The organism is Streptomyces sp. AM8-1-1, assembly GCF_032229325.1.
GTDB classification, from domain to species: Bacteria; Actinomycetota; Actinomycetes; order Streptomycetales; family Streptomycetaceae; genus Streptomyces; species Streptomyces achmelvichensis.
Genome location: NZ_CP135086.1, coordinates 6,075,530 through 6,095,769, shown reverse-complemented (window position 1 = coordinate 6,095,769; position 20,240 = coordinate 6,075,530). Strand labels below are relative to the sequence as shown.

At 70.2% G+C, this 20,240-nt stretch carries 17 protein-coding genes and 1 riboswitch; of the genes, 4 read left to right on the top strand and 13 right to left on the bottom strand.

Annotated features, from left to right (window positions below):
• Nucleotides 1-76 precede the first annotated feature (76 nt).
• Complete coding sequence (locus RPQ07_RS27145; protein WP_313949040.1) at nt 77-844, bottom strand: metallophosphoesterase family protein; 768 nt, start codon at nt 842-844, stop codon at nt 77-79.
• 292 nt (nt 845-1,136) lie between these two features.
• Here RPQ07_RS27145 and RPQ07_RS27140 point away from each other — a divergent pair, with 292 nt between their 5' ends.
• Nucleotides 1,137-2,933: an AMP-dependent synthetase/ligase gene (locus RPQ07_RS27140; RefSeq protein ID WP_313946818.1), complete on the top strand. Its 1,797-nt coding sequence runs from the start codon at nt 1,137-1,139 to the stop codon at nt 2,931-2,933.
• Nucleotides 2,934-3,455: 522 nt separating this feature from the next.
• Here RPQ07_RS27140 and RPQ07_RS27135 read toward each other — a convergent pair.
• Nucleotides 3,456-4,598: a glycosyltransferase family 4 protein gene (locus RPQ07_RS27135; RefSeq protein ID WP_313946817.1), complete on the bottom strand. Its 1,143-nt coding sequence runs from the start codon at nt 4,596-4,598 to the stop codon at nt 3,456-3,458.
• Nucleotides 4,599-4,695: 97 nt separating this feature from the next.
• On the opposite strand from RPQ07_RS27135, the gene RPQ07_RS27130 reads away from it, so the two are divergent.
• Nucleotides 4,696-5,940: a glycosyltransferase 87 family protein gene (locus RPQ07_RS27130; protein ID WP_313949039.1), complete on the top strand. Its 1,245-nt coding sequence runs from the start codon at nt 4,696-4,698 to the stop codon at nt 5,938-5,940.
• A 22-nt stretch (nt 5,941-5,962) separates the two neighbouring features.
• Here the strand turns inward: RPQ07_RS27130 and RPQ07_RS27125 are convergent, their stop codons facing one another.
• The 5 genes from RPQ07_RS27125 to RPQ07_RS27105 form a co-directional block, all read right to left on the bottom strand.
• Entirely contained in the window at nt 5,963-7,153 is a 1,191-nt protein-coding gene (locus tag RPQ07_RS27125) for a hypothetical protein (protein ID WP_313949038.1), read from the bottom strand.
• 199 nt (nt 7,154-7,352) lie between these two features.
• Complete coding sequence (locus RPQ07_RS27120; protein ID WP_313946816.1) at nt 7,353-8,384, bottom strand: NlpC/P60 family protein; 1,032 nt, start codon at nt 8,382-8,384, stop codon at nt 7,353-7,355.
• A gap of 182 nt (nt 8,385-8,566) precedes the next feature.
• Nucleotides 8,567-9,592 (bottom strand): NlpC/P60 family protein, encoded by a 1,026-nt coding sequence (locus tag RPQ07_RS27115; RefSeq protein ID WP_313946815.1) that lies wholly within the window; start codon nt 9,590-9,592, stop codon nt 8,567-8,569.
• A 318-nt stretch (nt 9,593-9,910) separates the two neighbouring features.
• The gene (locus RPQ07_RS27110; RefSeq protein ID WP_313946814.1) at nt 9,911-11,272 is read right to left on the bottom strand and encodes an NYN domain-containing protein; all 1,362 of its coding nucleotides are present in this window, start codon (nt 11,270-11,272) and stop codon (nt 9,911-9,913) included.
• Between the two features lie 35 nt (nt 11,273-11,307).
• On the bottom strand, nt 11,308-11,550 hold the full coding sequence (locus RPQ07_RS27105; RefSeq protein ID WP_313946813.1) for a hypothetical protein: 243 nt from the start codon (nt 11,548-11,550) through the stop codon (nt 11,308-11,310).
• Nucleotides 11,551-11,701: 151 nt separating this feature from the next.
• On the opposite strand from RPQ07_RS27105, the gene RPQ07_RS27100 reads away from it, so the two are divergent.
• Entirely contained in the window at nt 11,702-12,424 is a 723-nt protein-coding gene (locus RPQ07_RS27100) for a rhomboid family intramembrane serine protease (protein ID WP_313946812.1), read from the top strand.
• A complete protein-coding gene (locus RPQ07_RS27095) occupies nt 12,421-12,702 on the top strand; it encodes an Lrp/AsnC family transcriptional regulator (RefSeq protein ID WP_307663983.1) in 282 nt (93 codons plus the stop codon). Before RPQ07_RS27100 ends, RPQ07_RS27095 begins: the two co-directional genes overlap by 4 nt.
• A gap of 88 nt (nt 12,703-12,790) precedes the next feature.
• On the opposite strand, the gene RPQ07_RS27090 is transcribed toward RPQ07_RS27095, so the two are convergent.
• The 6 genes from RPQ07_RS27090 to RPQ07_RS27065 all read right to left on the bottom strand — a co-directional run bounded on the left by RPQ07_RS27090 (nt 12,791) and on the right by RPQ07_RS27065 (nt 20,065).
• Complete coding sequence (locus RPQ07_RS27090) at nt 12,791-14,236, bottom strand: aminotransferase class V-fold PLP-dependent enzyme (RefSeq protein ID WP_313946811.1); 1,446 nt, start codon at nt 14,234-14,236, stop codon at nt 12,791-12,793.
• A 176-nt stretch (nt 14,237-14,412) separates the two neighbouring features.
• A riboswitch (SAM riboswitch) is annotated at nt 14,413-14,530 on the bottom strand.
• Nucleotides 14,531-14,634: 104 nt separating this feature from the next.
• Entirely contained in the window at nt 14,635-15,705 is a 1,071-nt protein-coding gene (gene trpD / locus RPQ07_RS27085) for an anthranilate phosphoribosyltransferase (RefSeq protein ID WP_313946810.1), read from the bottom strand.
• Nucleotides 15,706-15,864: 159 nt separating this feature from the next.
• Nucleotides 15,865-17,490: a cytochrome b gene (locus tag RPQ07_RS27080; RefSeq protein ID WP_313946809.1), complete on the bottom strand. Its 1,626-nt coding sequence runs from the start codon at nt 17,488-17,490 to the stop codon at nt 15,865-15,867.
• On the bottom strand, nt 17,487-18,560 hold the full coding sequence (locus RPQ07_RS27075; protein WP_313946808.1) for a ubiquinol-cytochrome c reductase iron-sulfur subunit: 1,074 nt from the start codon (nt 18,558-18,560) through the stop codon (nt 17,487-17,489). Before RPQ07_RS27075 ends, RPQ07_RS27080 begins: the two co-directional genes overlap by 4 nt.
• Nucleotides 18,557-19,366, bottom strand: a complete 810-nt coding sequence (locus tag RPQ07_RS27070) for a c-type cytochrome (RefSeq protein WP_313946807.1) — start codon at nt 19,364-19,366, stop codon at nt 18,557-18,559. Before RPQ07_RS27070 ends, RPQ07_RS27075 begins: the two co-directional genes overlap by 4 nt.
• A gap of 78 nt (nt 19,367-19,444) precedes the next feature.
• On the bottom strand, nt 19,445-20,065 hold the full coding sequence (locus RPQ07_RS27065; RefSeq protein WP_313946806.1) for a heme-copper oxidase subunit III: 621 nt from the start codon (nt 20,063-20,065) through the stop codon (nt 19,445-19,447).
• Between the last annotated feature and the right edge of the window lie 175 nt (nt 20,066-20,240).

Sequence of the window (20,240 nt, the reverse complement as noted above, 5' to 3'; positions counted from 1 at the left end):
AGTGCGGGTACGGACCGGGGGTGGTGTGGTGTGCAGGCTATCGCGCCTCAGCAGGTCGGAATCCCAGGGCCCGTGCTCACCATTCCAGCGTCCAGGGACGGCCGGTCGAGGCGAAGTGCCCGACGTTCACGCACTCGGTCGCGCCGACGCGCATCCGCCGGACGAGCGGCTGGTGCACATGACCGAACAGGGAGTAGCGCGGCCGGGTGCGGTGGATCGCGTCCAGCAGGGCCCGGCTGCCGCGCTCGAAACGGCGGGCGACCGTGTCGTAGGTCAGCTCGGGGACCTCCGGCGGAATGTGCGAGCACAGGACGTCGACCTCGCCGAGCGCCTCGACCTTCGCCGCGTACTCCTCGTCGGAGATCTCGTAGGGCGTGCGCATGGGGGTGCGCAGTCCGCCGCCGACGAAACCGAAGACGAGGCCGCCGATCTCGACGCGTTCGCCGTCGAGGACGGAGACACCCGGGTGCGCGTACTCCGGCCAGAGGGTCGGCATATCGACATTGCCGTAGGTGGCGTACGTCGGGGTGGGGAAGACGGCGAACAGTTCGGCGTACTGGCGCCGTACGGCCGACTCGATGGCGCTCTCGCGATCGGTGGCGAGCTCGGCCCACAGACTCCGCCCCAGGTCACGGGCCTCGTCGAAGCGCCGGGCCGTGCGCAGTTCGACGAGCCGGTGGGCGTTCTCGGCGCCGAACAGGTCCGGGAAGATGCCGCGCGAGTGGTCGGCGTAGTCGAGGAAGAGGACGAGGTCACCGAGGCAGATCAGGGCATCGGCGCCGTCGCCCGCGGTGGCGAGATCAGCGGCGTTGCCGTGCACGTCACTGACCACATTGACTCGCATACCTCGCATGCCGATCACCCTAGGACGCCGCCGCCGTGACTGGGTAGAGGGGGCGGGACCAGCCGTTCTTCCGACCGCGCTCGGGGGTGGACTACTCTGCGCGAAGCACTGCCATACACGTGTGACGCAGGGAACATCTGGCCGGGACCCCCTATCCGGAACCGAGTACTGGTGGGTAACGTCCGGGCAGTCCAGTCGTGCTCACCCCCCAATGAGCACCTGCCCGATCTTGGACCGCAGCCGGTGCATCACACAGAGCCGTGGCGCCGGCGCCCGATGAGGAGCAGCAGTCTTGCGCGAGTTCAGCCTTCCGGCCCTGTACGAGGTCCCTTCGGACGGCAACCTGACGGATCTGATCCGCCGCAATGCCTCTCAGCATCCGGATGTCGCGGTGATGGGCAGAAAGGTGGCGGGAGCCTGGGCGGACGTCACCGCCCGCCAGTTCCTCCACGAGGTGCGCGCCGCCGCCAAGGGCCTGATCGCCGCCGGTGTCCGGCCCGGCGACCGGGTCGCCCTGATGTCCCGCACCCGCTACGAGTGGGTGCAGATGGACTTCGCCATCTGGAGCGCGGGCGCGGTCACCGTGCCGGTGTACGAGACGAGTTCGGCCGAGCAGGTCCAGTGGATCCTCGGCGACTCGGGCGCGGTCGCGGTGATCGTGGAGAGCGAGGCCCACGCGGCCGCCGTCGAGTCCGTACGGGACCGGCTGCCGGGCCTGCGTGACGTCTGGCAGATCGAGGCCGGCGCGGTCGACGCGCTGATCGCCGCGGGTGCCGGGATCTCCGACGAGGCCGTCGACGCGAGCAGCGCGCACGCCAAGGCGGACGACCCCGCGACGATCGTCTACACCTCGGGCACCACCGGCCGCCCCAAGGGCTGTGTGCTCACCCACCGCAGCTTCTTCGCGGAGTGCGGCAACCTCGTGGAGCGCCTCAAGCCCCTGTTCCGTACGGGCGAGAGCTCCGTCCTGCTGTTCCTCCCGGCCGCGCACGTCTTCGGGCGCATGGTCGAGGTCGCGGCCGTGATGGCTCCGATCAAGCTCGGCTGTGTCCCGGACATCAAGAACCTCACCGACGAGCTGGCCTCCTTCCGGCCGACGCTCATCCTCGGTGTGCCGCGGGTCTTCGAGAAGGTCTACAACTCCGCCCGTGCGAAGGCCCAGGCCGACGGCAAGGGCAAGATCTTCGACAAGGCGGCGCAGACGGCGATCTCCTACAGCCGTGCGCTCGGCACCTCCGAAGGCCCCTCGATCGGGCTGAAGTTCAAGCACAAGGTCTTCGACCGGCTCGTCTTCAGCAAGCTGCGGGCGGTGCTCGGCGGCCGCGGCGAATACGCGGTCTCCGGCGGCGCGCCCCTCGGCGAGCGGCTCGGACACTTCTTCCGCGGTATCGGCTTCACCGTGCTGGAGGGCTACGGCCTGACCGAGTCGTGCGCGGCGACGGCGTTCAACCCGTGGGACCGGCAGAAGATCGGCACGGTCGGACAGCCGCTGCCGGGCTCGGTGGTGCGGATCGCGGACGACGGCGAGGTGCTGCTGCACGGAGAGCATCTCTTCCAGGGCTACTGGCAGAACGAGTCGGCGACCGCGGAGGCGCTGGCCGACGGCTGGTTCCACACGGGCGACATCGGCACGCTCGACGAGGACGGCTACCTCGCGATCACCGGCCGCAAGAAGGAGATCCTGGTCACCGCGGGCGGCAAGAACGTCGCTCCCGCGGTCATCGAGGACCGCATCCGCGCGCACGCGCTGGTCGCGGAGTGCATGGTGGTCGGCGACGGACGTCCCTTCGTGGGCGCGCTGGTCACGATCGACGAGGAATTCCTGGGCCGCTGGGCCTCGGACCACGGCAAGCCGGCGGATTCGACGGCTGCCTCGCTGCGCGACGACGCCGAGCTGCTGGCAGAGATCCAGCAGGCGGTGGACGAGGGCAACGCGGCCGTCTCCAAGGCGGAGTCGGTGCGCAAGTTCCGCATCCTGAACGCCCAGTTCACGGAAGAGGCGGGACACATCACGCCGTCGCTGAAGCTGAAGCGGAATGTGGTGGCGAAGGACTTCGCGGACGAGATCGAGGCGATCTACCGCGGCTGAGGCTGTACGGGGGCGGCAGCCCCCGGCCCCGGCGGTCCGGCAGCCCGGGCAGCCGAACTTCCGTCCCCGCAGGCCGTGGCCTGCGGGGACGTCGCGTCTGCGGGGACGGCAGTGCGCCGGTCGGCGCGGCCGCCACCGGTCGGGTCACCCCGGGCGAACTCGGCGCCTGACAACACTGCGGGCGGGTTCTGCGGAGGCGTCGCGATCGGCGCACACGCACTCTGGGCAAGGGGCGAACGTCCCCGCGCGCGGCGGCGATCCGGGGCCATCGCGCCTGGCGGGCGACGTCACCTCCGACAGCGGCAGCCACGACCTCACACCCCCGCGCACGCCTCTCGCAGCGACCGGACGTCACCCGGGACAGACCCAACCGGTCCGTCCCGTCACCGCCGACCGCGGCGGGCCACGACCTCACACCCCCGCGGACGCCTCTCGCAGCGACCGGGCGTCACCGCGGAAGAACCCTGCGACAAGGCACATCAGCGCGCACGCACCCTGCGGAAGGGCGAAACATCATCCCCGCTACAGCAGCGTTCTGAGCTTCTCCGCCAGCAGGTCCCAGCGCCATTTCTCCTCGACCCACTGCCTGCCCCGCTCCCCCATCCGCGTCCGCAGTTCCGGGTCCTCCAGCAGCGTCACGATCCGGTCGGCCGCGTCCTCGGCCGAGCCGCCGCGTACCACCCAGCCCGTTTCGCCGTCGAGCACCGCGTCCGGGGCGCCGCCGGAGTCGCCCGCCACCACCGGCAGGCCCGTCGCCGACGCCTCCAGGTACACGATGCCGAGACCCTCGACGTCCAGGCCGCCCCTGCGCGTGCGGCACGGCATCGCGAAGACGTCGCCGGCGCCGTAGTGGGCGGGCAGTTCGGCCCAGGGCACCGCGCCGGTGAAGCGGACCGATCCCGCGACTCCGGTGTCCTGCGCGAGCTTGCGCAGGTCCTTCTCGTACGGGCCGCCTCCCACGATCAGCAGCACCGCGTCCGGCACCTTCGCCAGGATCGCGGGCATCGCGAGGATCAGGGTGTCCTGGCCCTTGCGGGGCACCAACCGGGAGACACAGACGACCACGGGCCGGTCGGTGAGCCCGAGCCGTTCGCGGACCGCTTCGCCGCCGGAGCCCGGGTGGAAGGTCTTCTCGTCGACGCCCGGCGGCAGTTGGACCATGCGGCCCGCCGCCTCGGGCGTGAGCGCGGCGGCGATGCGCGAGCGCGTGTACTCGCCCAGATACGTGATGGTGTCGGTGCCCTCACCGATCCGCCGCAGCAGTTGCCGGGACGCGGGGAGCTGGGCCCAGCCGGCCTCGTGCCCGTGCGTCGTGGCCACCAGCCGCTTCGCACCCGCCCTGCGCAGGGCGGGACCCATCAGCCCGAGCGGCGCCGCCGCCCCGAACCACACGGACTCGCAGCCGTGTTCCCGCAGGAGTCCGACCGCACGCCGGGTGACCCGCGGGGTCGGCAGCAGCATGGTCGTACGGTCCCGCACGACGGTGAAGGGCTGCTCCGCGTCGAAGGCCGCGGTCGCCTCCGCGCCCTCCTGCCCGCGCTTCCAGGTGGAGGCGTAGACGACGAGCCGTTCGGGGTCCAGCCGCAGCGCCATGTTGTGCAGGAAGGCCTGGATACCGCCGGGCCGGGGCGGGAAGTCGTTGGTCACGATCAAGGTCTTGTGCATCGTCCGCCGACAGTACCGAACGGCCCTGCCTCGTCGCTCCGGCACGGTCCCGCCCGGCATCATGAACATCCCTCATTTCCTTACGAACAGGGACGAGATGCTCATGGCGGACGCGGCCGGCACCCGGCTCCCCCTCGCGGTGTGGATCCTCACCAGGACGGCGCTGCTGCTGTGCGTCTTCAAAGTGGTCACGTTCCCCGGCCCCGACGTCACCACCGACGTCTCGGTGATCTACCAGGGCTGGTACGAGACGCTCACCAGCGGCACCTTCCCGCTGGACGACGTCACCTGGCAGTACCCGCCCGCCGCCGCGCTCACGATCCTCTCCCCCGCCGTGGTGCCCCTCCTCGGCTACGCCTCCGCCTTCTTCGTCCTCGCCGCCCTCTGCGACGCCGTCGTGCTCGCACTGCTGCTCCACGCCGGCGGACGGCCGGGCGCGACCCGGCGAGGTGCCTGGATGTGGGTCGGCGGGGTGGCACTCATCGGACCGACCGCGTACGCGCGCTACGACCTGATGGTCACCGCCGTCGCCGTGGCCGCGCTCGTCGCGGGAGCCCGCCGGCCCCGCATGCTCGGGGTGCTCGCGGGCCTGGGCGCCATGCTCAAGGTCTGGCCGGTCCTGCTGCTGCTGGGGCTGCCGCGCGGACGTGCGACCCGCCTTTCCTGGGCCGCCGCGGCGGCCACGGCGGCCGGCCTCACCCTGCTCTTCGTCGCGGCGATGCCCGGCGCCCTGGCCTTTCTCACCTCCCAGCGCGACCGGGGCACCGAGATCGAGTCGCTGGGGGCGCTCGTCTTCCACGGGGCGCGGCACGTCGGCTGGGACGGCCGGGTGGCGCTGAACTACGGGTCCGTGGAGTTCCTCGGCCCCTACGTCCCGCTCGTCTCCACGCTCGCGATGGTCCTCGGTGCGGGAGCGCTCGGCTGGCTGGTGCTGTGGCGGCTGCGGGCGCGGGAGTTCGGCCCCTCCACCGTGTGCGACGCGGCGTTCACGGCCGTGCTGCTGTTCACCACCACCAGCCGGGTGATCAGCCCGCAGTACATGATCTGGCTGGTCGGACTGGCCGCGGTCTGCCTCACCTTCCGGGCCTGCCGCATGACCCTGCCCGCCTGGCTGGTGCTGGCCGCGTGCGCGATGACGGTGCTGGAGTTCCCCGTCTACTTCGCGCTGGTGGTGGAGAGCGACCCGCTGGGCGTGCTGCTGCTGGCGGTGCGCAACGGTCTGCTGGTCGCGGCGACGGTGACCGCCTGCGTACGGCTGTGGCGGCACACGGTCCACGAGCCCGGCAGCCACGGGAGCCCGCCGCTGCGGCCCGCGCCCGACAAGGAGCTGCTCTCCTCCTGAGGCGCCCCGGAGGGAGCCGCCGTCAGCCCAGGCGCTCCCGCAGATAGCCCCGCCATGTCACCGTGAACTCCTCCGGCGAGGTCCCCAGCACGTCCTGCATCGCCTTCTCGACCGCGCTCGCCCGGTGCTCCTTCTCCCCCACCGCACGGTAGAAGGCGGTCAGCTTCCCCTCGCCCCATCTCTCGGCGATCAGCTCGCACGCCATCCAGCCGCTCTCGTACGCCCGCGCCAGCACATCCGCGTCCCCGCCGAAGGCGAAGTCCTTGTCGTCCGGCAGGGCGGCCGGGGTCTCGCCACCGCGGACCGCGCGCTGGAGTTCGGGCGCGGTCTGTCCGTCCGTGCGGGAGGTGCCGCGGTAGGCGACCCAGTCCGCGAAGCCCTCGGAGAGCCACATGGGAGTGGCCTTCGAGGTGTACGCACGGGTCGCCACGTGCGTCGTCTCGTGCGTGAGCACGACGGTCTGCCCGAAGTCACCGAGCACCCCGTACGCCTCGGGGTTGACGATCACCCGGTCCGCGGGGGCCTTGCCGGACACCCCGGTCTCGCCCGTGGTGACGGCCGCGATGCCGCGGTAGCCGGCCGCGGGCGCGCCCAGCAGGTCACCCATGGCCTCCAGCGAGGACGGCACGAGGACGACGACGCGCCGGGCCCACGGGGACGGCCAGGTGCCCGTGACGGCGGGCACCGCACGGTCGGCGGTCGCCGCGAGCGCCTTCTGCCGGACGGTGTCCTTGTCGACCGCGAGCACCAGGCTGCGGCTGCCGCGTACGACATGCACGTCGCCCTGCTGCCAGAGCTGCTGGGCACTCTTCCCGGCAGGGCGGTCGGCCTTCAGATACCAGCGGCCGTCGCGCCGGGTGAATTCGACAGTGCGGGCGGCGGTGACGGGCGCGGTGTCGTATCCGGCGATGCGGTAGCGGAGTTCGGCGTCGGCGACCGCGGTGGAGCCGTCGCGGCGAACGTCCCCGAGCCGGTACTCCCAGGAGCCGAAGGGGATGTCCGCCATGTTGCGGAACTGTCTGAGCTCGTCGGCCCGCAGGGCGCTCGCCTCGGTGTCCAGCGCACCGAGATAGGCGTTCTCGTCGTGCCCGAGGACGGCGGCGGCGCGGCCGTCGAGGGTGCGCTGGATCTCCCGGACGGTGCTGTCGGACGCCCCGGGACCGGCGCAGCCGGAGGTCAGCAGAGCGACGGCGAGGCCGAGCCCCGCCGCCATCCGTATCGCCCGGCGCCCGACGCGCCCGTGACCTGCCACCCTGTCGATCGTACGGAACGCGGAGCGGAAGCGGACGGGCCAGGACGCGGTCCGCGCCCCGGCGAGGAGCCGGCCCACCCGCGAAGTCGCCGCGGACGCGGCCGCCCCGGACGCCGGACCGGGCCCGGACGGCCGGCCGGGGCCCGGAGCGGGACCGGGCTCAGACGCGGGTGACCGACGAGACGGGCATCATGCCGACCGGGTCGTAGCGCACCGGGGCGCCGGGATAGGGCGCGTGCACCACCTGCCCGTTGCCCATGTACATCGCGATGTGGCTGGCGTCGCTGCGGTACGCCACCAGGTCACCGGGGCGGGCCTCGGAGAGGGAGACCTGGCGGCCGGCGTAGCGCTGCGCCTGCGAGGTGCGCGGCAGTCCGACGCCGGCCTGGGCGTACGACCACTGGGTGAGCCCCGAACAGTCGAATCCCGAGGGCCCGTTGGCACCCCAGACGTAGGGGCGGCCCACCGCGTTGCGGGCGGCCATCACCGCGGCGGCGGCCCGGGCCGAGGAGGGGGCGAGGCCGGAGAGCTCGGGCAGTGTGCCGCGTCCCGAGCGGGAGGCGCGGTCGAAGTCGGCGCGGTCCTCGGAGGACAGCGAGTTGAGCAGGCGCCGGGCCTCTCCCAGCTTGCGTTCGACGGTGCGCTTGTGACGAGCGACGGCCGCCTGGCTGCGCTCCAGTTCGACGAGGTCGCGAGCGGCTTCCGCACGCTCCTGGCCGAGTCTTCGCTGGGCCTGCTGGAGATCCCGCAGGGCGGTGGCCTGACGCTCGCTGATGCGGTCCAGCGTCGCGGCCTTCTCCAGATAGGTGTCGGGGTTCCCGGAGAGGAGCAGTTCGAGCGCCGGGTCCATGCCGCCGGAGCGGTACTGCGCCCCCGCGACCGAACCGAGCGCGCCACGCATCCGGTTGATGCGCTCCTGGCCCCGGGCGACGCTGTCCTGCGCGTGGCTCACGTCTTCGCGCAGCCGGTCGGCCTTCTCACCGGCCTTGTTGAACTGCTCGGTGGCCTTCTCGGCCTCCTCGAAGAGCCGGTCGACCGTGGCGCGCGAGGAGTCCGGCCCGTCGCCGGGATCGGCGACGGCCGCCGGTGCGGCCCCGAGCGCCGCAGCGGCCGTTGCCGCCGCGGCGGACAGTACGGTGACCCGGGCGCTGTGAGTGAGACCGGGCTGTGAGGACCGTCGATGGGACGCCACGAACCGCGCTCCCTTCCGCTGGACGAGGTGCACGAGGGATGGTGCGCGGCAGACAGTAGCCGGGCGATCACGCAGCGGCCAACGACCGTATCGTGCACAGACAGTGACGCCCCACCGGAGACCACAGGTCACCGGCGGGGCGCAGCGTCAGCAGGAGGTGCGGGAAATCGCCCGATTGGGCGTCAGATGCGCACGCCGAACTGGAAGGGCATGTTGTTGATGGACTCGTAGCGCACGTTGGCTCCGCTCCGCGGCGCGTGCAGCACCTGGCCGTTGCCCGCGTAGAAGCCGACGTGGTGCAGGTCGCCGTAGAAGATCACCAGGTCGCCCTGCTTGAGGGCGCTCTGGGAGTAGATCCGGGTGCCGGCGTTGGCCTGCGACTGCGAGGTGCGCGGTATGCCGACACCGGCCTGGGCGAACGCCCAGGAGGTGAGGCCGGAGCAGTCGAAGGAGTTGGGGCCGGAGGCGCCGTAGACGTACGGCGTACCGATCTTGCTCTGGGCGGCGGCGAACGCGGCGGACGCGCGCTGCGAGGCGGGCACCGCAGCACCGAGGTTCACACGCTCGCTCGCGCGGTCGGCGCGGGTCTCGTCGGCGGCGAGGGAGGCACGCTCCTGCGCGCTCAGGGAGTTCAGCAGCTTCTGCGCGGACGCGAGCTTGGACTGGACTTCCTTCTTCTTCGTGCCGAGCTGCTTGCGCGTGTCGGCCAGGTCGCCGAGCTTACTCTGGGCTTCCTTGCGCTGCTGCGCGAGGGTGCGCTGCTTCGTCTGGATCTCGGTGAGCGCCTCGGTCTGCTTGGCGCCGAGCTGGTCCAGCGCGGAGGCCTTGTCGAGGTAGCTGTCCGGGTCGGAGGAGAGGAAGAGCTGTACGGCCGGGTCGATGCCGCCGGAGCGGTACTGGGCGCTGGCCACCGAACCGAGGCCGTCCCGCAGGGTGTTGAGCTCGTCCTGACCGCGGGCGACCTTGTCCTGGATGGCGTCGACCTGCTTCTGGAGCTTGTCCTGCTGCTCCTTGGCGCCGTTGTACTTCTCGGTGGCCTTCTCGGCCTCTTCGTAGAGCTTGTCGACCTTTTCCTTGACGTCGCTCTTGCTCGGCTTCGGATCAGCCTGGGCGGCCTGGGAAGTGAGGGCGACGGCCGCTGCCGCGGTCGCGGTGAGCACGGTCACGCGGGTGCGGCTCGGCTGCTTGGGACGACGGTGGGACGCCACGCGGGCGAGCTCCTTCTTCCTCAGCCGCCTACCGGGCAGTGGGGGGTGAACCCCGGCTCCGCGCACACAGCTCCCCCGGGAAAAAGCTGACGTGCACAGAAGTGGCGGTTCCTTCGCTGTCACCCCGGATGGGTGATCAACCGCGCGAAGGTTCGAGGCCTGACCTTAGTGACCTTCTTGTGATCACTTCAAATCCTGTCGGGAAAAATGTTTGGCGCGGAGGGCATTCTTTACTCACATCACACGCGTTGTGATTGCCACTTGACGCAACGTTCCGCCGAGAGTGGAGCGAATCGGCGCAAGGGGTACGCAAGTTGCTCAGACGCGCGAAAGCCGCTTCAGCAACAAAACGGACGCGACCGGCCGGGCCCCCGCCTTCGCCACACCGTCGGCGACCTCGCGGTCGGTGGAGACCACCACGACGGGCCGGCCGGGCGGCTCCGCGCGCACCAGCTGGCGGATCAGCTCGTCGGCCGTCACACCCGGCTTGGAGAACAGCACGCGCACACCTCGCGGCGGTGCCAGCAGCACCGGGGCGGCCAGCTCGGCCCCGTCGAAGACACAGGTGATCTCGGCCCCGGTCTGCGCCGCGAGCATGGAGAGCCCGCCGAGCAGCCGCAGTCGCTGCTTCTCCAGCGGCATCGTCGGATAGCCGGTCTTGGTGACGTTGTAGCCGTCGACGACGAGATGCGCCTGCGGCAGTGCGAGCAGTTGGTCGAGCAGCGCGGGGTCGGTCTCAGACAGGGCCCGGGCCGCGATGTCCTTGGGCGACATCCGTCCGGGCTCGACCGCGTCGACCGTGTCCGCGGGATGCACGGACGCGGGCGGCAGGGCGAGTTCGCGGCGCAGCCCCTGCGCGGACTCCAACACGGTGTCCAGCAGCAGCCGCAGGCGCATGTCCTCGACGGAGCGCCCCTCACGGGCGGCACGGCGTCCGGCCTCGACCGCGGCCTCCGCCTCGCCGAGACGGGCCTTGAGACGTCTGCTCTCGCTCTCGGCGGCCGAGACCTGGGCCGCGGCCTCGGACCTGATGGTGTCGATCTCGGCGTTCACCCGGCGCAGCGCGGCCTCGCCGCGCTTGACGTCGCTCTGGGCGCTGCGCAGCTTGCGGCGAAGCGATTCGGCTTCCTTGCGGGCCGTCTCCAGCTCGGTGCGCAGCCGTTCGGTCTCGCTCTTGGTCAGACCGCGCGCCTCGACGAGTTCCTCACGCAGCCGCTCCAGTTCGCGCCGGCCGGCCTCGTCCGCACGCTCGGCGTCGGCGCGCTGCGCCTCCTCGCCGGCGGCGGCGACAAGTTTCACCCATCCGGTGGGCCGCAGAACGTAGGCGGCGGCCGCCACGTCGAGTGGATCGGCCGCCGCGGGCGGCGATCCCGCCGTCAACGCCCCGCACAGTTCGGGCTGCGCCTGGGTGAGCCGTTCCGCGATGCGCTGCCGGAAGACGGGGTCGCCCTCCAGGGCCGCGGCCATCGCGTTGCCAGCGAACTTGGCGCGGCGGGAGGGGGTGAAACGGGCGTACTGCCGCAACTGGGTGGGCAGTTCCGCGACGGTGAGCCCGCCGAAGGCGTCCGAGACCAGCGCCACGACCCGGCGCCGCACACCTTCCGGCAACGGCCGGTCGAGCGCCTCTGCGGCGTCACCGGCCGCACCGGCCGGCTCGGCGCCGCTGTCAGGCTGCTCCACGATCCGTCACCCCACTACCCGTTCGGGCCACTCCCTCAGGAGGCGGCGCCCGGCCTGTCCACCAGCTCGATCTTGTCCACCGCGTTGCACCAGCGGCAGCGCACCGACTCGATGGTCTCACTGACCACGTCACGCTCTTCGACGGTCGGCTCTCCGGCCAGGTCCAGATGGACGTACTCCACGACCTTCGACGAGCGCGTGACGTCGAAGCGGGTGAGGTTCCCGCAGAGCGTGCAGCGCCAGCGGGTCTGGTCCGTCGGCGAGGGAACCGTCGTCATCGTTCCGTCCTCGTTTCGTCGTGCGGATGCGGGTGCCGCGGTGCGCCGTCGAACTGCGGATGTACTCCCTGTAACCCTACGGCCTCGCGGGTACCCCGCGGCACGGCGAGGCACTCTGTACCGTTCCGGCCCGCTACGCCATGATCTGTCCATGATCGGTTGGCGGAGGGTGCGGGGCGCGGTGACCAGGCCCTCGGTGACGTACGGCCTGATCGCCGTCTGCTGCGTGGTCTTCCTCATCAGCCCGGTCTCGGGGCTGAACCCGTCGTACGGCACGGGTGACGCGTGGCTCGCGGCGCAGAGCGTGTACTTCGAGCGGTGGGGCGTGATCCCGGGCCGGCTGATGACCGGCTCCCCGGACACGCTGCTCACCCCGTTCACCGCGCTCTTCGTGCACGGGAACTGGCTGCACCTGCTCGGCAACATGCTCTTCCTCTACGTCTTCGGCGCGATGGTGGAGGAGCGCATGGGGCCGCTGGAGTTCGCCCTGTTCTACCTGGGCACCGGCGCCCTCGCCCTGCTCGCCTACGCGGCGGCCAACGCCGAGTCCGAGCAGACCCTGGTGGGAGCGTCCGGGGCGATCTCGGGGGTGCTCGGCGCCTTCCTTCTCCTCTTCCCGAAGGCCCGGGTCACCAGTCTCTTCCCTTTCCTCTTCTTCCTGCCGCTGCGTTTCCCCGCCTGGATCGTGCTGATCTTCTGGTTCGTCCTCCAGTGGCTGGCCGCGTCGGGGGCCGGCGAGGGCGGGCCCGGCGTCGCCTACCTCGCGCACGTGGTGGGCTTCGGTACCGGGTTCCTCTATGCCTGGGGGCGGTTCCGGCGTCCGGCTAGAGTGAAGGCCCCAGCAGCGGCCACCGAGGGAGAAAGCCAGCCGTGATCACTGCGATCGTGCTCATCAAGACCAGCGTGGACCGCATTCCCGAGATCGCCGAGTCCATCGCGGCGCTGGACAGCGTCAGCGAGGTCTTCTCCGTCACGGGCACCTACGACCTGATCGCCATGGTCCGCGTGGCGAAGCACGACGACCTGGCGGACGTGATCCCCGGCCGCATCAGCAAGATCCAGGGTGTCGAGGGCACGGACACGCACGTCGCGTTCCGTACGTACTCGCAGCACGACCTGGAGGCGGCGTTCGCGATCGGTCTGGACTCCTAGAGGCCATCGGTCCAGGCGCCCGGGGACGGGCCCCGGCACACGAAGAAGCCCGCGCCGTCCGGCGCGGGCTTCTTGCATGGTCGGTCGCTCAGACGGCGGGCACGCAGCGGCCGTCCTCGGTGCGGTACTGCCACTTCGCGCCCTCGCGCACCAGTTCCTTCACCGCACCGACGAAGCGCTCCACGTGCTCGTCGGGCGTCCCGGCGCCGAAGCTCACCCGGATCGCGTTCAAGGACGCCTCACCCGGCTGGGCCTCGGGGGCGCCGCACTCGCCCGGGTCCTGCGGGGCGCTGCCCAGCAGGGTGCGCACCAGCGGGTGGGCGCAGAACAGTCCGTCGCGTACGCCGATGCCGTACTCCGCCGACAGGGCAGCCGCGAAGTGGGAGCTGTTCCAGCCCTCCACCACGAAGGAGATGACACCCACCCGCGTGGGGGCCTCCCCTGCGGAACGCGAGGGGGACTCATCACCGAACAGCGACAGCACCTTGACCTCCGGCACCGTGGCCAGGCCCTCCAGGACCCTGTCGACCAGGTGCTGCTCACGGGCGACGAGGTTCTCGAAGCCGGCCTCGGTGAGCGCCTTGCAGGCCGAGGCGATGGAGTAGACGCCGATGACGTTGGGCGAGCCGGCCTCGTGGCGCGCGGGCGTCGTGTGCCACTCGACGTCCACACCGCCGTCGGCACGCCGTGCCACCTTGCGCGACGCACCGCCGCCCGCGAGGTACGGCTCCGCCTCCTGCAGCCAGTCCGCCCGGCCCGCGAGCACACCCGAGCCGAACGGCGCGTACAGCTTGTGTCCGGAGAACGCCACCCAGTCGACGTCCAGGTCCCGCACCGAGACGGCGTGGTGCGGGGCGAGCTGCGCCGCGTCCAGGACGATCCGCGCCCCGTGGGCGTGCGCCACTTCCGTGAGCTCCTTCACCGGCCACAGCTCACCCGTCACATTGGACGCTCCGGTCACACAGACCAGCGCCGGGCCGATGGGGTCGCGGCCGGCGAGCGCCTCCTCCAGCGTCCGCACCGCCTCGGCGTGGGTGCGCGGCGCGTTCAGATACGTCACCCGGGCATCGCCCCAGGGCAGCAGCGAGGCGTGGTGCTCGGTCTCGAAGACGAAGACGCGGCAGTCCGCCGGCAGCGCGGACGCCAGCAGGTTCAGCGAGTCGGTGGTGGACCGAGTGAAGACGACCTGGTCGCCCTCGCGGCAGTCGAGGAAGTCGGCGACCGTGACGCGGCTGTTCTCGAAGAGGTCGGTGGACAGCTGCGAGAGGTACCCGGCGCCGCGGTGGACGCTGCCGTAGTAGGGGGCGTACGCGGCCACGTCGTCCCACACGCGCTGAAGGGCCGGTGCGCTGGCCGCGTAGTCGAGGGCCGCGTAGGTGACCTCACCGCCGGTCACGAGCGGCACGGTCACGTCACGGCCGAGGACCGGCAGCGGCTCGGCACAGCAGGGGTCGGACCCGGCAGCGGCGACGGCCACGTCCGGGGAGAGGGCGGTGGCGGCAGGAGCGGTGGCGGTGTTCAGGCGTGCGGACATGGCGGTATCTCCCGGCAGGAAAGGCGAAATCGGCTTCAAGAACCCGGCGGTGCGGGGACCTCGACACACGGCGGACGCCGTGCGGAGGGTGTGCTGAAGAAGGGGCTGTACGCCCTATCGCATTCGCTTGCTCACGAGACTGCTCCCTTGAGGACCAGGACCCCAGGGTGTGCAGGGGTCCGCGCTTGCCACAGACCTCGCTGCCTGCGGCCTGGTCTTCACCCGGGGCACCCCGCCACGGACGGAGGGTTGCCGGACAGCGGGCCGGGGCCGTAATCGCTGTCACTCATGACCTTGGAGAGCATCCTGCCATACGACGCGGACACCGCAAGGGCGCGGTCCACCATCCGGACCGCGCCCTCGCGCGACGCATAACCGGTACTGCCGGCCCCGCCGGATCAGCCCACGTCGTTGGTGGCGGCCACCCAGCGCTGGAGCGCGTCGTTCGCCGCCCCCGAGTCGATGGCCCGGGCGGCCTGGGCGACCCCGGCCGCCAGTTGTTCGTTCAGCGTGCCGTCCGTCGGATCCAGCGCGACCAGGGCGGCCGCCGAGTTCAGCAGGACGGCGTCCCGCACCGGCCCGGTCTCCCCGCCGAGCAGCCGTCTCGCCACATCGGCGTTGTACGAGGCGTCGGCACCGCGCAGCGCCTCCACCGGGACCAGGTCGATGCCGATGTCCCGCGGGTCGAACGCCTCCTCGCGCACCGCGCCGTCCCGTACGACCCACACCCGTGAGGTGGCGGTCGTCGTCAGTTCGTCCAGGCCGTCGTCGCCGCGGAAGACCAGTGCCGACGAGCCGCGCTCGGCGAGCACCCCGGCCATGATGGGCGCCATCCGCGCGTCCGCGACCCCGGTGGCCTGCGCCCTGACCTGCGCCGGATTGGTCAGCGGGCCGAGGAAGTTGAAGGTGGTGCGGATGCCCAGTTCCTTGCGCGCCGCGGCCACATGCCGCAGGGCGGGGTGGAACTTCACCGCGAAGCAGAAGGTGATGCCCGCCTCCTCCGCGACCTCGGCCACCCGCTGCGGGGTGAGCTGGAGGTTGACGCCGAGCTTCTCCAGCACGTCGGACGCGCCGCTCGCGGACGAGGCCGCGCGGTTTCCGTGCTTGACGACCTTGGCCCCGGTGCCCGCCACGACGATGGCCGACATCGTGGAGATGTTCACCGTCTTGGCCCCGTCGCCGCCCGTGCCGACGATGTCGACGCTGCGGCCGGGCACCTGGATCAGGTTCGCGTGCTCGTACATGGTGCGTACGAGGCCGGAGATCTCCTCGACCGTCTCGCCCTTCGCCCGCAGCGCCACCGCGAACCCGGCGATCTGGGCGTTCGTCGCCTCACCGCTGAGGATGCGGTCCATCGCCCAGGCGGTGGCGTCGGCGCTCTGGTCGCGGTTGTCGAGCAGCGCGTTCAGCACACTCGGCCAGGAGTGAGCCGCCACGCTGTCGCCGCCGACCGGGGTCACAACGTTCATGGTCCACTCCTGGGTCCACAGCCGATAAGGGGATGCGTCCACCCTATCCAGCCCCGGAGACGGTGAAGGGCCCCGTCCGACGATTGGACGGGGCCCTTCACCTGCTACTGCCGGGAGGTGCCTTTGGCGCTGTGGCGGCGATGCACTCGCTTCAGGCGGTCAGTGGTGGCCGTGGCCGCTGCTGATCTCCCTGAACTCCTCGGGCGTCGGCTTGGGAATCTGGCTTTCCTCGCCGTAGTACGACTTGCTGAGCTTGACCCGCATCCGCTGGGCCGGGGTGACCTTGCGGCGGACCCCGTTCTCGTCCGTCTCCGGACCAAGCTCTTCGGGCTTGTACTGCTCGTGCGCGGTGAGCGCGTGCAGGTCGCCCTGGCTGAGCGGCTCGTGGACCTCGACGAACTCACCGTGCGGCAGGCGCTTGATGATGCCGGACTCGCGTCCGTGCAGCACCTTGTCCCGGTCGCGACGCTGAAGACCCAGACAGATCCGCTTCGTGACGATGAAGGCGATGACCGGTCCGGCGAAGAAGAAGATCCGGACGAACCAGGTGATCGCGTTGATCGACAGATGGAAGTGGGTCGCCCAGAGGTCGTTGCCGCCACCGATCAGCAGCACGAAGTAGACGGTCAGCCACGCCACACCGAAGGCCGTTCGGGTCGGGGCGTTGCGCGGGCGGTCCAGGATGTGGTGCTCGCGCTTGTCGCCGGTGACCCAGGACTCGATGAACGGGTAGACGGCGATCGCGACCAGCACCAGCGGGAAGATCACCAGCGGGATGAACACACCCAGGACGAGCGTGTGGCCCCAGGCGTTGATCTCCCAGCCTGGCATCACACGGATCAGACCCTCGGAGAATCCCATGTACCAGTCGGGCTGTGCGCCGGTGGAGACCTGGTCCGGCCGGTAGGGACCGAGTGCCCAGATCGGGTTGATCGAGGCGACCGCGGCCATAACCGAGATGACACCGAAGACCAGGAAGAAGAAGCCTCCGGCCTTGGCCATGTAGACCGGCAGCAGCGGCATGCCCACGACGTTGTTGTTCGTCCGGCCGGGGCCCGCGAACTGCGTGTGCTTGTGGTAGAAGACCAGGATCAGATGGCCCACCAGCAGACCGAGCATGATGCCCGGCAACAGCAGGATGTGGACCGAGTAGAACCTGGCCACGAAGTCGCCGCCGGGGAACTCCCCGCCGAACAGGAACATCGACAGGTACGTGCCGACGACCGGCACGGACAGGATCGCACCCTGCATGAACCGCACACCGGTGCCCGACAACAAGTCGTCCGGCAGCGAGTAACCGGTGAAGCCGGTGAACATGCCGAGGACGAACAGCAGGAAGCCGAACATCCAGTTGACTTCGCGCGGCTTGCGGAACGCGCCCGTGAAGAAGACGCGCATCATGTGCACCAGCATGCCGGCGAGGAACACCAGCGCGGCCCAGTGGTGGATCTGCCGGATCAGCAGACCGCCGCGGACGTCGAAGCTGATGTCCAGCGTCGAGGCGTACGCCTCCGACATCCGCACACCCTGCATCGGGATGTAGCTGCCGTGGTACTCCACCTCGTTCATCGACGGGTGGAAGAACAGCGTCAGATACACACCCGTGAGGATGATGATGATGAAGCTGTAGAGGCAGATCTCACCGAGCATGAAGGACCAGTGGTCCGGGAAGATCTTGCGCATGTTGGCCTTGGCCAGGGAGTAGATCCCCAGCCGGCCGTCCGCCCAGTCGGCAACCTTCTCGCCGGCCGGTGCCTTGCGCTTGGACTCTGCTTTGGTACTCATCCGCGCTCCCAGAAGGCAGGACCGACAGGCTCGTCGAAGTCGCCGAGCGCCTCGAGGTGGCCCTCGGCGTTCACACCGATCCGCAGCTGCGGAAGGGCGTGACCGGCGGGACCGAAGATGACACGGGCGCCGTCGGCGAGGTCGAAGGTGGACTGGTGGCACGGGCACAGCACGTGGTGCGTCTGCTGCTCGTAGAGGCTGATCGGGCAGCCGACGTGCGTGCAGATCTTCGAGAAGGCCACGATGCCCTCGTGCGACCACTCGAGCTCGCGCTTGTCCTTGATGTCCTCCGGCTGGATACGGACGATCATCAGGGCCGCCTTCGCGATCTCCTTCTGGAAATCGTGGCTGTCCTCCTCCAGGCCCTCGGGCATGGCGAAGGTCAGCGAACCGACGGCGACGTCCTCGGGACGCAGCGGCTCATTCGTGTTCATGTTGATGAGCTGCTTGCCCTTGGCCCACAGCGTCGAGCGCAGCTTCTTCTCGGGCAGCGGACCGAGGTCGCGCAGCAGCACCACACCGGAGAGCGGCAGCAGCGTCAGCGCACCGAACATCGTGTTGCGGATGAGCTTGCGCCGGCCGATCGCGGACTCCTTGGCGCCCGCCGCGAAGTCGGCCATGACCTTGGCGCGGACCTCGGGCCGTGCGGCGACGGGGTGCCGCTCGTCGACCATCTCCACGTCCGACATCAGGGTGCGGGCCCAGTGGACCGCGCCCGCGCCGATGCAGAAGAGGGCGACACCGAGCGTCATACCCAGCGCGAAGTTCAGCGCGCTGATGTGGCCGAGCGGCCAGATGTAGACGATCTTGTTGACCGGGAAGATGACGAACGACGCGATGAACGCGACCGTTGCCAGCATCGACAGCAGGAACAGGAAGGCAACCGTGCGCTCGGAGCGCTTGGCGGCCCTCTCGTCGATGTCCTGGATACGCGGCTTGTGGGCCGGCAGTCCCGGGTCGGCGAAGGGATCGGCGTCGTGCTTGACGACGGTGGTGCCCTCGTGTCCCGCGCCGTGCGCGGCGGCCTGCTCTGCGGGCAGGTTCTCTTCTGGATTCTCTTGGCTACTCATGACTTCTTGGCCTTAGCGGTGTGGGCCGCGACCCAGATGGCGACTGCGATCAGCGCACCCAGACCGAAGATCCAGCCGAACAGTCCCTCACTGACGGGGCCGAGGCCACCCAGGTTGAGGCCGCCGGGGCTCTCGGACTCCTCGCCGTTCACATTCTTGATGTAAGCGATGATGTCCCGCTTCTCCTGCTCCGGCATCGTCGTGTCGGGGAAGGAGGGCATGTTCTGCGGGCCGGTCTGCATGGCCTCGTAGATGTGCTTCGGGCTCACGCCTTCCAGGCTCGGGGCGTACTTGCCGTTGGTCAGCGCACCGCCCTCACCCGTGAAGTTGTGGCACTGGGCGCAGTTGGTGCGGAACAGGTCGCCACCCTTGGCGATGTCGGCACCCGCGGGGTTGTACTGCTTCTCGGTCGGCGTGATCGGACCGGCGCCGAGCGAGGCGATGTACGCCGCCAGCTGGTCGATCTCGGCCTGCGAGTAGATGACCTTCTTCTTCGGCACCTGGGCGCCCGGCTGCTGGGCCGGCATACGGCCGGTGCCGACCTGGAAGTCGACGGCTGCGGAGCCCACGCCGACCAGGCTCGGGCCGTCAGAGGTGCCCTGACCGCCGGTACCGTGGCAGCTGGCGCAGCCGACGGTGTAGAGCTTCTTGCCCTCCTCGATGGCGAGGGACTGGGCGGTTTCATCGGCCTGCGCCTTGTCCGCGGGTGCGAACGCGGCGTACAGCCCCCCAGTTGCCGCCAGCGCGAGGAGTAGGACGACGACCGCCGCCAGCGGATGGCGTCGTCGTGCGGAGAGCTTTTTCACGGATTACCCCGGTGTCAGGATCTTCTGCGTCGATGCTTCTGGACTGTGTCTGCTTCAGGCAGCGTGTGCCTGCGCCGTTTACTTGATCATGTAGATCGTGGCGAAGAGGCCGATCCAGACGACATCGACGAAGTGCCAGTAGTAGGACACGACGATGGCGGCGGTTGCCTGCTCGTGGGTGAACCTCCTGGCTGCGTACGTTCTGCCGAGAACCAGCAGGAAGGCAATGAGTCCGCCCGTCACGTGCAGACCATGGAAGCCGGTGGTCAGGTAGAACACCGAGCCGTACGGGTCCGACGAGAGCGAGAGGCCCTCGTGCTTGACCAGCTCGGTGTACTCGAACACCTGGCCGCCGATGAAGATCGCACCCATCACGAACGTGATCACGAACCATGAGCGGAGCTTCTTCACGTCACCGCGCTCGGCGGCAAAGACGCCGAGCTGGCAGGTGAGGGAGGAGAGCACCAGGATCGTGGTGTTGGTCGCCGAGAACGGGAAGTTCAGGGTCGAAGCCTTCTCCGACCAGAACTCGGCCCCCGTCACCGATCGCAGGGTGAAGTACATCGCGAAGAGGGCCGCGAAGAACATCAGCTCGGAACTCAGCCAGATGATGGTTCCGACGCTGGTGAGGTTCGGTCGATTGACCGACGGGTGCGCGTGCCCGGTTTCTACTGTCGTTGCTGTCGCCACGACCGACATTATGTCGGTCGCTTATCCCGCCCTCACTCCGGGGGGTGCCGTTCGGTGTGTCAGTGGCTCCCGTCCAGCCCGAACGGCCCATCGAAGCGGTGTCCGAACGGCTGTTGACCGGCTGTGGGACCGAGTAGCATCCGGCCCATCGGTTCCTGAGCCGAGCCGCCGTCGAATCGGAGGA

Excerpts from the sequence above, each read along its gene's own strand:
- RPQ07_RS27145 (WP_313949040.1), bottom strand. The coding sequence starts at position 844 with ATGCGAGTCAATGTGGTCAGTGACGTGCACGGCAACGCCGCTGATCTC.
- RPQ07_RS27135 (WP_313946817.1), bottom strand. The coding sequence starts at position 4,598 with ATGCACAAGACCTTGATCGTGACCAACGACTTCCCGCCCCGGCCCGGC.
- RPQ07_RS27130 (WP_313949039.1), top strand. The coding sequence starts at position 4,696 with ATGCTCATGGCGGACGCGGCCGGCACCCGGCTCCCCCTCGCGGTGTGG.
- RPQ07_RS27125 (WP_313949038.1), bottom strand. The coding sequence starts at position 7,153 with ATGGCGGCGGGGCTCGGCCTCGCCGTCGCTCTGCTGACCTCCGGCTGC.
- RPQ07_RS27105 (WP_313946813.1), bottom strand. The coding sequence starts at position 11,550 with ATGACGACGGTTCCCTCGCCGACGGACCAGACCCGCTGGCGCTGCACG.
- RPQ07_RS27100 (WP_313946812.1), top strand. The coding sequence starts at position 11,702 with ATGATCGGTTGGCGGAGGGTGCGGGGCGCGGTGACCAGGCCCTCGGTG.
- RPQ07_RS27090 (WP_313946811.1), bottom strand. The coding sequence starts at position 14,236 with ATGTCCGCACGCCTGAACACCGCCACCGCTCCTGCCGCCACCGCCCTC.
- trpD (WP_313946810.1), bottom strand. The coding sequence starts at position 15,705 with ATGAACGTTGTGACCCCGGTCGGCGGCGACAGCGTGGCGGCTCACTCC.
- RPQ07_RS27080 (WP_313946809.1), bottom strand. The coding sequence starts at position 17,490 with ATGAGTACCAAAGCAGAGTCCAAGCGCAAGGCACCGGCCGGCGAGAAG.
- RPQ07_RS27075 (WP_313946808.1), bottom strand. The coding sequence starts at position 18,560 with ATGAGTAGCCAAGAGAATCCAGAAGAGAACCTGCCCGCAGAGCAGGCC.
- RPQ07_RS27065 (WP_313946806.1), bottom strand. The coding sequence starts at position 20,065 with ATGTCGGTCGTGGCGACAGCAACGACAGTAGAAACCGGGCACGCGCAC.